General features: G+C 51.8%; 8 protein-coding genes. All 8 read left to right on the forward strand.

The window, feature by feature from the left end; all coding sequences use genetic code 11:
- Positions 1 to 121: 121 nt before the first annotated feature.
- Positions 122 to 727 carry a class I SAM-dependent methyltransferase gene (locus EH198_RS23500; protein WP_124697924.1) on the forward strand — a complete coding sequence of 202 codons (606 nt, stop codon included), beginning with the start codon at positions 122 to 124 and terminating at the stop codon, positions 725 to 727.
- A 427-nt stretch (positions 728 to 1154) separates the two neighbouring features.
- The gene (rpoB, locus tag EH198_RS23505; RefSeq protein WP_124697925.1) at positions 1155 to 4700 is read left to right on the forward strand and encodes a DNA-directed RNA polymerase subunit beta; all 3546 of its coding nucleotides are present in this window, start codon (positions 1155 to 1157) and stop codon (positions 4698 to 4700) included.
- A gap of 204 nt (positions 4701 to 4904) precedes the next feature.
- Positions 4905 to 8519, forward strand: coding sequence for a DNA-directed RNA polymerase subunit beta' (gene rpoC / locus EH198_RS23510; protein ID WP_124697926.1), 3615 nt, complete (start codon positions 4905 to 4907; stop codon positions 8517 to 8519).
- A gap of 169 nt (positions 8520 to 8688) precedes the next feature.
- A complete protein-coding gene (locus EH198_RS23515; RefSeq protein ID WP_025336681.1) occupies positions 8689 to 8937 on the forward strand; it encodes a ribosomal L7Ae/L30e/S12e/Gadd45 family protein in 249 nt (82 codons plus the stop codon).
- A 142-nt stretch (positions 8938 to 9079) separates the two neighbouring features.
- Entirely contained in the window at positions 9080 to 9499 is a 420-nt protein-coding gene (gene rpsL, locus EH198_RS23520) for a 30S ribosomal protein S12 (RefSeq protein ID WP_025693021.1), read from the forward strand.
- Between the two features lie 43 nt (positions 9500 to 9542).
- On the forward strand, positions 9543 to 10013 hold the full coding sequence (rpsG, locus tag EH198_RS23525; RefSeq protein ID WP_124697927.1) for a 30S ribosomal protein S7: 471 nt from the start codon (positions 9543 to 9545) through the stop codon (positions 10011 to 10013).
- Between the two features lie 47 nt (positions 10014 to 10060).
- A complete protein-coding gene (gene fusA, locus EH198_RS23530; protein ID WP_124697928.1) occupies positions 10061 to 12139 on the forward strand; it encodes an elongation factor G in 2079 nt (692 codons plus the stop codon).
- 107 nt (positions 12140 to 12246) lie between these two features.
- Positions 12247 to 13437, forward strand: a complete 1191-nt coding sequence (tuf, locus tag EH198_RS23535; protein WP_124697929.1) for an elongation factor Tu — start codon at positions 12247 to 12249, stop codon at positions 13435 to 13437.
- Positions 13438 to 13643: the final 206 nt, after the last annotated feature.

Consider the following 13643-nt stretch of genomic DNA (forward strand, 5'->3'; position numbering starts at 1 on the left):
AACTTTGGGAGCGAAGTGATTCCTTCCATCCATCGCAGCCCCTTGAACATGTTCAAGGGGTTTGCTGTATCTAAAGGACTAAATGGAGATATCAAGGGATCAAGGAAGGGGAGGGATGGGCATGTCCCAGCATTATTACTCGCAGCAGCCGGGAGCTGAGCATGACAGACGCACCATCAGCGCGGTACTCCGGGGCAAAACGTTTCGTTTTACTAGCGATGCCGGCGTGTTCTCTAAAGGAGATGTGGATTACGGAAGTCGGGCGCTGATCGATGCCATGGAAATTCCTGACGGATCCGCGGTGCTTGATGTGGGCTGCGGCTATGGGCCGATCGGTCTTGCGGCGGCGCACTTGGCTCCCAGAGGAATGGTGACGATGCTCGACATCAACAGCCGGGCTGTTGAGCTGGCGCGTGAAAATGCAAAGCTGAACGGAATTTCAAATGTGAAGGTTATGGAAAGCGATATACTCTCCGCAGTATCCGGCCAGACCTTTGATATTATACTGACGAATCCTCCGATTCGCGCAGGAAAAGCGGTAGTCCATCGTATTTTTGAAGAGGCCTATGAACATTTGAATGAAAACGGGGCTCTCTGGGTCGTCATTCAAAAGAAACAAGGGGCGCCGTCGGCGGCAGCCAAGCTGGAAGAGTTGTTTGGAGAAGTACGGGAAGTCGGGAAAGACAAGGGTTACCGTATTTTAAAAGCCGAGAAGATTACAAAATAAATAAGAGGACATTATTGACATGCGATGTTGATAGTGTTATTATTATAAAATGTCAGTATTAAGATAGGCTCCCTGTCTTTAGTTTGCTGAAATGTCAAGCGTCATTATTGTCGACGGCAGGCGCATGCCGAGTGGCAAGTTTGCGCGTAAAACGCCTAAAGAAGCCGTATTCCTTCAAGAAGGTGAGGTGGTGAGGGCGGGGACGCATAAACACACGCTTGTTGACGTATAATATGTACGTTTTGGGCAAATCTACTGATGATGGAGTACTACTACCCATGAAGAAATGCGCTCTTTTTTCGAAAGATTTCGATAAGGGCTTTTCTTTATTTGGGGGATGAATCCCTGCTGTATGGTTCCATTATACGGTCACAAACAGGGGTTCGCAATCAATTTTTAAGTAAGTAGACATGAGGGGTGAGTAAAGTTGGCAGGACATCTTGTTCAGTATGGTCGACGCACTCGGCGAAGCTATGCGAGAATTAACGAGGTACTCGAGGTCCCGAACCTGATTGAAATCCAACAAAAATCATACGATTGGTTTTTGGAGGAAGGACTGCGTGAAATGTTCCAGGACATCTCGCCGATCCAGGATTTCACGGGCAATTTGGTGCTGGAGTTCATTGATTACAGCTTGGGCGAACCGAAGTATACGGTGGACGACGCCAAAGAGCGTGACGTAACGTATGCGGCGCCGCTTCGGGTTAAGGTGCGGCTCATCAACAAGGAGACCGGCGAGGTCAAGGAACAGGAAGTGTTCATGGGGGATTTCCCGCTGATGACGGAGACCGGTACGTTTATTATTAACGGTGCGGAACGGGTTATTGTCAGCCAGTTGGTTCGCTCTCCAAGCGTCTACTTTAGCACTAAAGTGGATAAAAACGGCAAAAAAACCTACACCGCCACAGTCATCCCGAACCGCGGAGCTTGGCTGGAGCTGGAGACCGACGCGAAGGACATTATGTATGTCCGGATCGACCGTACCCGCAAAATTCCGGTTACCGTACTGCTGCGTGCTCTCGGATTCGGCAGCGACGCCGAAATTCTGGAACTGCTTGGCAATGATGAATATATTCGCAACACCCTGGATAAGGACAACACGGACTCGACGGAAAAAGCGCTTATCGAAATTTACGAGCGTCTTCGTCCGGGCGAACCGCCAACGCTCGATAACGCCAAGAGCTTGCTCGTAGCGCGTTTCTTCGATCCGAAGCGTTACGATCTGGCGAACGTGGGCCGCTACAAAATCAACAAGAAGCTGCACATCAAGAACCGTCTCTTCAACCAGCGGCTGGCTCAACCATTGGTGGATGAATCGACTGGGGAAATCCTGGCAGAGACCGGACAGATGGTCGACCGCCGTCTGCTGGACGAACTGCTGCCATACTTCGAAAAGAACATGGCCGCCAAGAACTACCGCGTAAGCGGCGGCGTTCTGGACAATGAAGATATTCCTCTTCAAGCGGTGGAGGTATTCTCTCCGATTGAAGAAGGACGCGTGATCAAGCTGATCGCCAACGGCAACATCGATAAATCGGTCAAGCATATCACCCAGGCTGATATTATCTCCTCGATCAGCTACTTTATTAATCTGCTGCACGGCATCGGCAATACCGATGATATCGACCACCTAGGTAACCGCCGTCTGCGTTCCGTGGGCGAGCTTCTGCAGAACCAGTTCCGTATCGGTCTTTCCCGGATGGAACGCGTAGTGCGGGAGAGAATGTCGATTCAAGATGCGAACGCAATTACGCCGCAGGCGCTGATCAATATCCGTCCGGTTATCGCGTCGATCAAGGAGTTCTTCGGAAGCTCCCAGCTGTCGCAGTTTATGGACCAGACGAACCCGCTAGCGGAACTGACGCATAAACGTCGTCTGTCAGCGCTCGGTCCCGGCGGTCTGACGCGCGAACGCGCGGGCTTTGAGGTCCGTGACGTCCATCACAGTCACTACGGCCGTATGTGTCCAATCGAGACGCCGGAAGGTCCGAACATCGGTTTGATTAACTCCCTGTCGACTTTCGCCCGCATTAACGAATACGGCTTTATTGAAGCGCCGTACCGTTGGGTCGATCCGAAGACAGGCAAGGTTACGGAGCAAATCGATTACCTTACGGCAGACGAAGAAGACAATTATGTAGTTGCTCAGGCCAACGCCGAGCTCACGGAAGAAGGCTCGTTCCAGGACGAGATGGTTATCGTCCGTTACAACAAGCTGTCCGACAACATCACGACAATGCCGAGTAACCGTGTGGATTACATGGACGTTTCGCCAAAACAGGTTGTTTCCGTCGCGACGGCGCTCATTCCGTTCCTTGAGAACGATGACTCCAACCGCGCGCTGATGGGTTCCAACATGCAACGTCAGGCCGTTCCGCTGCTCATTCCAAAAGCGCCACTGGTCGGTACGGGAATGGAACATAAATCCGCTAAAGATTCGGGCGTATGTATCGTTTCCAAATACGACGGCATCATCGAGCGCTCATCGGCCAACGAAATCTGGCTGCGGCGTGTTGAGGCCGTTGAAGGCAAAGAAGTTAAAGGCGACATCGTTAAATATAAATTACACAAATTTATGCGTTCGAACCAAGGTACCTGCATTAACCAGCGTCCTCTTGCCAAGAGAGGCGATATCGTCAAGAAAGGTGACATTCTGGCTGACGGTCCTTCCACGGAAATGGGCGAATTGGCCCTTGGTCGCAACGTAGTCGTTGCGTTCATGACATGGGAAGGCTACAACTACGAGGATGCCATCCTGTTGAGCGAGAAGCTGGTAAAAGAGGATGTATACACTTCGATCCATATCGAGGAGTATGAATCCGAAGCGCGGGATACGAAGCTTGGACCGGAAGAAATTACGCGCGACATTCCGAACGTGGGCGAAGAAGCCCTTCGCAATCTGGATGAGCGCGGTATTATCCGGATCGGTGCCGAAATTAGCGCGGGCGACATTCTCGTCGGTAAGGTTACGCCAAAAGGCGTAACGGAGCTGACGGCGGAAGAACGCCTCCTTCACGCCATATTTGGTGAGAAGGCACGTGAAGTGCGTGATACCTCTCTGCGCGTCCCTCACGGAAGTGATGGCATCATCGTGGATGTTAAGGTGTTTACACGGGAGAATGGCGACGAGCTGCCTCCTGGCGTCAACCAACTGGTTCGTGTCTATATCGCCCAGAAGCGTAAAATTTCCGAGGGCGACAAAATGGCCGGACGTCACGGTAATAAGGGTGTCGTGGCCCGCATTCTGCCTGAAGAGGATATGCCGTTCTTGCCTGACGGAACTCCGGTGCAGGTCGTGCTTAACCCGCTGGGCGTTCCTTCGCGGATGAACATCGGGCAGGTGCTTGAGGTTCACATCGGGTTCGCCGCCATGCGTCTGGGCATCCACGTTGCAACGCCGGTATTCGATGGAGCGCGTGAGTATGACGTGTTCGACACGATGGAAGAAGCCGGTATGCAGCGTAACGGTAAGACCATTCTGTATGACGGACGGACGGGCGAACGTTTTGAACGTGAAGTTACGGTCGGCGTCATGCACATGATCAAGCTGGCGCACATGGTCGACGATAAGATTCATGCCCGCTCCACCGGTCCATACTCGCTCGTTACGCAGCAGCCGCTCGGCGGTAAAGCGCAATTCGGCGGACAACGCTTCGGTGAGATGGAAGTGTGGGCGCTTGAAGCATACGGCGCTGCTTATACGCTGCAAGAGATTCTTACAGTTAAATCCGATGACGTTGTAGGACGGGTGAAGACTTACGAATCCATTGTCAAAGGCGAGAATGTGCCGGAACCGGGCGTTCCTGAGTCCTTCAAAGTATTGATCAAAGAGCTTCAGTCTCTCGGTATGGACGTTAAAATCTTGAGCGGAGACGAGCAGGAGATCGAAATGAAGGAACTGGACGACGAGGATGAGACTTCAAGCGACAAGCTGAGCCTCAATCTGGAAGGTGCGGAAGTCGGAGTGGAATAAATAATCCCTTATAGTGAAGCGGCTCTTCAAAGGTAGCGTCAATTTCTTTGCGGAGCCCGCGAACTGTTGAGGATGACAATAAGCGGCGGCGCCATCCTTCTCATAGGATGGCCTTCCGCTGTATGACCGCAGCTTCTCCCGCTGCAAGGAGTCGGGAGAGGAACGGCGACACCAAATCAGGATCAGGTTAAGGAGGGTTGCTCCTTGTTGGACGTTAACAATTTTGAATTTATGAAAATCGGGCTGGCTTCCCCGGAGAAGATTCGTTCTTGGTCCCGCGGAGAGGTAAAGAAACCGGAAACTATCAACTATCGTACACTCAAGCCGGAGAAAGAGGGTCTTTTCTGCGAACGGATCTTCGGACCGCAAAAAGACTGGGAGTGCCATTGCGGCAAATACAAACGCGTCCGTTATAAAGGCGTAGTCTGCGACCGCTGCGGCGTTGAAGTTACACGCGCTAAAGTGCGCCGCGAGCGTATGGGCCACATTGAGCTCGCCGCTCCGGTTTCCCATATCTGGTACTTTAAAGGCATTCCGAGCCGCATGGGTCTGGCGCTCGACATGTCTCCTAGATCGCTGGAAGAGATTATTTATTTCGCATCTTATGTCGTAACCGATCCCGGCGATACGCCTCTTGAGAAGAAACAGCTGCTGTCCGAGAAGGAATACCGCAGCTACCGCGAGAAGTACGGTTACGGCTTCCAGGCGAGCATGGGCGCGGAAGCGGTCAAGAAACTGCTTCAGGATCTTGATATCGAAAAAGAGCTGGAGTTTCTTAAAGAAGAGCTGCGCACCGCTCAAGGCCAACGCCGCAACCGTGCGATCAAGCGCCTTGAAGTTATTGAAGCATTCCGTAACTCCGGCAATAAGCCCGATTGGATGATTATGGACGTTCTCCCGGTCATTCCGCCGGAACTGCGTCCGATGGTGCAACTGGACGGCGGACGTTTTGCAACGTCTGACCTGAACGACCTGTACCGCCGCGTAATCAACCGCAACAACCGTCTGAAGAGACTGCTTGATCTTGGCGCTCCGGACATTATCGTTCAGAACGAAAAGCGGATGCTTCAGGAAGCCGTCGACGCTCTGATCGACAACGGCCGCCGCGGCCGTCCGGTAACGGGTCCTGGCAACCGTCCGCTGAAATCGCTCAGCCATATGCTGAAAGGTAAACAGGGACGTTTCCGTCAGAACCTGCTCGGGAAACGGGTTGACTATTCCGGCCGTTCCGTTATCGTCGTAGGTCCTTACCTGAAAATGTACCAATGCGGCCTGCCTAAGAAAATGGCGCTGGAACTGTTCAAGCCGTTCGTGATGAAAGAGCTGGTCAACAAAGGACTTGCCCATAACATTAAGAGCGCAAAACGCAAAGTCGAGCGCGTAAGCCCGGAAGTTTGGGACGTGCTTGAAGAAGTCATCAAAGAGCATCCGGTTCTGCTGAACCGTGCCCCCACGCTTCACCGTCTCGGTATCCAAGCGTTTGAGCCGATTCTGGTAGAAGGCCATGCGATTCGTCTTCACCCGCTCGTATGTACGGCGTACAATGCTGACTTTGACGGTGACCAAATGGCCGTGCACGTTCCGCTTTCCGCTGAAGCGCAGGCGGAAGCCCGCATCCTGATGCTGGCGTCCGGCAACATTTTGAACCCGAAAGACGGCAAGCCAGTTGTTACCCCTTCCCAGGATATGGTCCTAGGTTCCTTCTATCTGACCATGGACAACAAGGAAGAAAAGGGAAGCGGCATGATTCTCCGTACAGTGAACGAAGCGGTTTCCGCTTATCAGCGGGGCACTGCCGGTCTTCATGCGCGCGTGGCCATTCCGGTCAAGGCGCTTAATAAGACCAGCTTCACCGAGAAGCAGCAGAGCGGCATGCTGATCACGACGGTCGGTAAAATTATTTTCAACGAAATTTACCCGGCAAGCTTCCCGTACATCAATGAAGCGACTCGCGAAAATCTTCTGCAGGGTACGCCGGAGAAATACTTCATCTACGAAAAAGGCGCCAACATCCGCGAACTGATCGATTCCGTTCCGATCGCGGGCGCTGTCGGTAAAGAATATCTGGGCTCCATCATCGCCCGCTGCTTCGAGATTTACCATACGACCAAGACATCGGTCATTCTGGACAAAATCAAGCAGCTCGGCTTTACCTACTCTACCCGTGCCGGCGTAACGATCGCCGTATCGGACGTTATCGTGCCGGAAGAGAAGAAAGAAATCCTGAAAGAGTCCGAAGAGAAAGTCGACGTCGTTGCCAAGCAGTACCGCCGCGGTCTGATCACCAATGAAGAACGGTATGACCGTGTTATTGAAATCTGGTCCAAGACGAAAGACGATCTGACGAACGTGCTCATGAAATCGATGGACCGTTTCAACTCCATCATGCTCATGGTCGACTCTAAGGCGCGGGGCAACAAGTCGCAGATCACCCAGCTGGGCGGCATGCGGGGACTGATGGCGACGCCGTCGGGCCGAATCTTCGAACTGCCGATCAAGGCAAACTTCCGCGAAGGTCTGACCGTCTTGGAATACTTTATCTCCACTCACGGCGCGCGGAAAGGTTTGGCCGATACGGCGCTTCGTACCGCCGACTCCGGTTACCTGACACGCCGTCTCGTTGACGTGGCCCAGGACGTAATCGTCCGCGAAGAGGATTGCGGCACTGACAAAGGCTTTACTGTCAGCCGTATCCAGGACGGCAAAGAGGTTATCGAGGATCTGTACGACCGTATTGAAGGCCGGTACTGCTTTGAGACGGTCCGCCATCCGGAAACGGGCGCGATCATTGTACACCGCAACGATCTGATTGATTCCGACAAAGCGGAAGAGATTGTCAATGCCGGCGTAGGCAAGCTGCAAATCCGCTCCGTACTGAGCTGCCGGGCCCGTCACGGCGTCTGCAAGAAGTGCTACGGACGCAACCTGGCCACAGGCAAGCATGTCGAGATCGGTGAAGCCGTCGGCATTATCGCTGCGCAATCCATCGGTGAACCAGGAACACAGCTTACCATGCGTACGTTCCATACCGGGGGCGTTGCGGGCGACGATATTACACAAGGTCTGCCGCGTATCCAGGAGCTGTTTGAAGCCCGTAACCCTAAAGGCCAGGCGACAATCAGTGAGATCGACGGCGTTATCAAGGAAATCCGCGAAGCGAAGGACCGCCGCGAAATTGAGGTTCAGGGCGAAGCGGAATCCAAGGTTTATTCCATCACTTACGGCTCCCGCCTGCGCGTAAGCGAAGGCCAGGAGATCGAAGCTGGAGACGAATTGACCGATGGTTCCATCGATCCGAAAGAGATGCTGCGCATCAAGGGTATTCGCGGGGTGCAGAACTACATTCTGCAGGAAGTACAGCGCGTATACCGGAACCAGGGCGTAGAAATCAACGACAAGCACGTTGAAGTTATGATCAAGCAGATGCTTCGCAAAATCCGCATCATCGACGCAGGGGACACGAACCTGCTGCCTGGATCGTTCGCGGATATCCATGAATACGAAGCGGCGAACAAGGAAGCGATTCTGTCCGGCAAAGAGCCGGCCGTGGCGAAGCCTGTGCTGCTTGGTATTACAAAAGCATCGCTCGAAACCGACTCGTTCCTCTCCGCGGCATCGTTCCAGGAGACGACGCGCGTGCTGACCGACGCTGCCATCAAGGGCAAGGTCGACCAACTGCTGGGTCTCAAAGAGAATGTTATTATCGGAAAGCTGATTCCTGCCGGAACGGGCATGAACCGCTACCGCAATGTCAAACTGATTAACCCGGAAGAAGAACAGGACGAAGTGGAAGCTTTGGAAACTGTTCCTGCCGAATAAACTTCATTCATACTGTCAGGTCAATCGCGCCGCCGCTGTCTTTTAAAGCCCGGCGCGGCTGTCTGCAGTAAGATTTTTTGATTGTTTCTTGACAACATATCATGTTGATGATAACATGTTATAGGTGCGTGAGTATCCTTGTTATCTTTGTTCATTGGAGGGTTTTATAATGACTGATGATAGAGGACTACGGGACGCTCAGATCAAGATCGGCACCAAGCAAACCGTCAAAGCGGTGGAGATGGGCCAAGCCGCAGAAGTCTATGTGGCGGAAGACGGAGATCCCAAGCTTACTTCTAGAATCGTTAGTCTTTGCAATAAGCACGGTGTCAAGTTGACTTATGTCGACACGATGCAGCAGTTAGGCAAGGCGTGCGGGATTGAAGTGGGCGCTGCAATGGCAGCCGTCTTAAAATAATAGCGTAAAGAACTGTTTTTGTGTCGGGGTGAGCTTCGACGGCAAAAACTTTTCATTTGTTCTTTTATGAACCGCCTGGGTCTGTGGGCTTAACAAAGTGGTTTCTAAGAGATCATTATTAGAGGAAGGGGGTGGCACAAAAATGCCAACTATCAATCAATTGGTTCGTAAAGGTCGTCAAGCCAAGATCGAAAAATCGAAATCGCCTGCACTGCAAAAAGGATTTAATGCCCTGAAGCGTGAGGCTACGGATTTGAGCGCTCCGCAAAAACGCGGCGTTTGTACTCGTGTAGGTACAATGACTCCGAAAAAACCGAACTCCGCACTTCGTAAGTATGCCCGTGTTCGCTTGACGAACCGCGTAGAGGTGACGGCTTACATTCCGGGTATCGGACATAACCTGCAAGAGCATAGCGTGGTGCTGATTCGCGGAGGCCGGGTTAAAGACCTTCCGGGTGTTCGTTACCACATCGTTCGCGGCGCGCTGGATACAGCAGGCGTGAACAACCGGATGCAATCCCGCTCCAAATACGGCGCGAAACGTCCGAAAGCTAAGAAATAATTAAATGAATGAATAAGAACAATCTAATGAAAGGGGGATATCCATGCCACGCAAAGGTCCAGTTTCCAAAAGAGACGTACTGCCGGATCCGTTGTATAACAGCAAACTGGTTACTCGTCTGATTAACCGTGTAATGCTGGATGGTAAAAGAGGTGTCGCTCAAAGCATTCTGTACAATGCGTTCAAGTTGATTGAAGAACGTACGGGTAAAGACCCGATGGAAGTTTTTGAAGCGGCCATTAAGAACATCATGCCGGTTCTGGAAGTTAAAGCCCGCCGTGTCGGCGGTGCCAACTACCAAGTGCCGATCGAAGTAAAACCGGAGAGACGTACTTCCCTGGGATTACGTTGGCTCGTTAACTACTCCCGCAACCGCGGCGAGAAGACGATGGAAGAGCGTTTGGCGGCCGAGATTATCGACGCTTCCAACAACACAGGCGCTTCCGTTAAGAAACGTGAAGACACGCACAAAATGGCTGAAGCGAACAAAGCGTTTGCTCACTACCGCTGGTAGGATTATAGTCATCCAAATAACTTCAATTTTGAAGGGAGATCCATTTCATGGCAAGAGAGTTCTCCTTGAAAAATACACGTAATATCGGGATCATGGCACATATTGACGCTGGTAAGACGACTACCACGGAACGGATTCTTTTCTATACAGGCCGTACGCACAAAATCGGTGAAGTTCACGAAGGTGCAGCAACAATGGACTGGATGGAGCAAGAGCAGGAGCGCGGAATTACGATTACTTCCGCTGCTACCACTGCTGCGTGGAAAGGTCACCGCGTCAATATTATTGATACCCCGGGACACGTTGACTTCACCGTTGAAGTTGAACGTTCCCTTCGTGTATTGGACGGGGCAGTAGGCGTTTTCAGTGCAAAAGAGGGCGTTGAGCCTCAGTCTGAAACCGTTTGGAGACAGGCTGACCGTTATGGCGTTCCCCGGATCGCCTATGTAAACAAGATGGATATCATCGGAGCGGATTACCTTAACGTTGTTAAGGATATGCGTGAGCGTCTGCAAGCAAATGCGGTTGCCATTCAGCTGCCGATCGGTGCCGAGAACGACTTTATCGGCATTATCGACCTGGTGGAGCAAAATGCCCATATGTACAAAGACGATCTTGGCCGTGATATTGAAGTGACGGATATCCCGTCCGAATTCCTGGATCAAGTCGAAGAGCTGCGCAACGAACTGATTGAGAAAGTTGCGGAACTCGACGAAGATTTAACCATGAAGTACCTGGAAGGCGAAGAGATTACCGTTGATGAAATCAAGGCTGCACTGCGCAAAGGCGTAGTAGACGTTAAGATTTTCCCGGTTATCTGTGGTTCTTCTTACCGTAACAAAGGGGTTCAGCTGATGCTGGACGCCGTCATCGATTACCTGCCGGCTCCGATCGATGTTCCGTCGATCAAAGGTCATCTTGAAGATGGCACGGAAGCTGAGCGTCATTCTTCCGATGAAGAACCGTTCTCCGCGCTGGCATTTAAAATCATGACCGACCCTTATGTTGGTAAGCTGACGTTCTTCCGCGTATATTCCGGTGTTCTTGAGTCCGGTTCTTACGTCCTGAATGCCACTAAAGGCAAACGTGAGCGTATCGGCCGTATCCTGCAAATGCACGCGAACAGCCGTCAGGAAATTTCCATCGTGTATTCCGGCGACATCGCAGCTGCTGTAGGTTTGAAAGACACAGGCACAGGTGATACACTGTGTGATGAGAAGAATCCGGTTATTCTCGAATCGATGAACTTCCCTGATCCGGTTATCGAAATCGCAGTTGAACCTAAAACGAAGGCCGACCAAGACAAAATGGGCGTTGCCCTCGGCAAGCTGACCGAAGAAGACCCAACGCTGCGCGCACACACCGACGAAGAAACGGGACAAACGATTCTGGCTGGTATGGGCGAGCTTCACTTGGATATCATCATCGACCGTATGCGTCGTGAATTCAAAGTGGAGACCAATGTTGGTAAACCGCAGGTTGCTTACCGCGAAACGTTCAGAGCTCCTGCTCGCGTCGAAGGCAAGTTCGTTCGTCAGTCCGGCGGTCGTGGTCAATACGGTCACGTATGGGTTGAATTTGAGCCTCTCGAGGCAGGTACTGGCAGCCAGTTCGAAAGTAAGGTTGTCGGCGGTTCCGTACCGAGAGAATACATCGCTCCTGCGCTTGCAGGTATTGAAGAGCAAATGAAGAACGGCGTTATCGCTGGCTTCCCGCTCGTTGATGTCAAAGCAACCATCGTTGACGGTTCTTACCATGATGTCGACTCCAACGAAATGGCGTTCAAAATTGCCGGCTCGATGGCGCTTAAAGCAGCTAAAGACAAGTGTAAGCCTGTCCTGCTTGAGCCAATCATGAAAGTGGAAGTAACAGTGCCTGAGGAATATATGGGCGACGTTATGGGTATGTTGAACTCCCGCCGCGGACGGATTGAAGGTATGGATTCCCGCGCCGGAGCACAAATTATCCGTGCGAAAGTGCCTCTTTCCGAAATGTTCGGTTATTCCACTACACTGCGTTCCGGTACACAAGGCCGCGGCGTATTCTCGATGGAACTCTCCCACTACGAAGAAGTTCCTAAATCCATTGCGGACGAGATCGTGTCCAAGAACAAGGGCACAGATTAATCTTAGTTTAACTTGCCGTCCGGTTGTATCCCGTCAGACATCCTAGAAGAAGCTTAAGATCGGGCGGCTCCAATAATAAGAACCCATATTAAGGAGGATTTGTTCAAATGGCAAAAGCTAAGTTTGAACGTAACAAACCGCACGTTAACATCGGAACTATCGGTCACGTCGACCATGGTAAAACGACACTGACTGCTGCAATCACAACTGTATTGTCTAAAAAATACGGCGGTGCCGCTGTAGCATTCGACCAAATCGACAAAGCTCCGGAAGAGCGCGAACGTGGTATCACGATCTCCACAGCTCACGTTGAATATGAAACTCCTAACCGTCACTACGCACACGTAGACTGCCCTGGACACGCCGACTATGTTAAAAACATGATCACTGGCGCAGCGCAAATGGACGGCGCTATCCTGGTTGTATCCGCAGCTGACGGCCCAATGCCGCAAACTCGCGAGCACATCCTGCTGTCCCGCCAAGTAGGCGTTCCTTACATCGTCGTTTTCCTGAACAAATGCGACATGGTTGAAGACGAAGAGCTTCTGGAACTGGTTGAAATGGAAGTTCGCGACCTGCTGAACGAATACGAATTCCCGGGCGACGACACTCCAATCACCCGCGGTTCCGCTCGTGAAGCCCTGCAAAATCCTGATGGCGAATGGGCGCAAAAGATCGTTGAAATGTTCGAAACGATCGACACTTACATTCCGCTGCCAGAGCGCGACACTGATAAGCCTTTCCTTATGCCTGTCGAGGACGTATTCTCCATCACTGGCCGCGGTACCGTGGCAACTGGCCGTATAGACCGCGGAACAGTTAAAGTGGGCGACGAAGTTGAAATCGTTGGTATCCAAGAAGAGACGAAGAAATCCGTCGTTACCGGCGTTGAAATGTTCCGTAAATTGCTTGACTCCGCTCAAGCTGGCGACAACATCGGCGCTCTGCTTCGTGGTGTTGACCGTAACCAAATCGAGCGCGGACAAGTGTTGGCTAAACCGGCTTCCGTTAAGCCGCACACTGAGTTCACTGCTCAAATCTACGTCCTGACTAAAGAAGAGGGTGGCCGTCATAAGCCCTTTTTCACAGGATACCGTCCTCAGTTCTACTTCCGTACAACTGACGTAACGGGTATCATCAACCTGCCAGAAGGTACTGAAATGGTAATGCCTGGCGACAACATCACAGTAACCGTTCAACTGATCGCTCCGATCGCTATCGAAGAAGGAACGAAGTTCTCCATTCGTGAAGGCGGACGTACAGTTGGAGCCGGTACTGTAGCTTCTATCCAAAAATAAGTTCGAACTCTTACTCTAATAAGAGAAAGATAAGAACTAACAAAACAAGGATCCTTCAATTGAAGGGTCCTTGTTTTTATTTGTGCGCCCAGCATGGGCGCTATCTTTAGGGTTGAAGTCCCGAATGGCGAAGGCAGTAGTAGCCATTAGCTTAAGACAAGGGTGTCTACCGCGAGGTGGAATCTGAAGGAAGTCGGCGGCAAATC

It is taken from the genome of Paenibacillus rhizophilus, from assembly GCF_003854965.1.
In the GTDB taxonomy this organism is placed as follows: Bacteria; Bacillota; Bacilli; order Paenibacillales; family Paenibacillaceae; genus Paenibacillus_AQ; species Paenibacillus_AQ rhizophilus.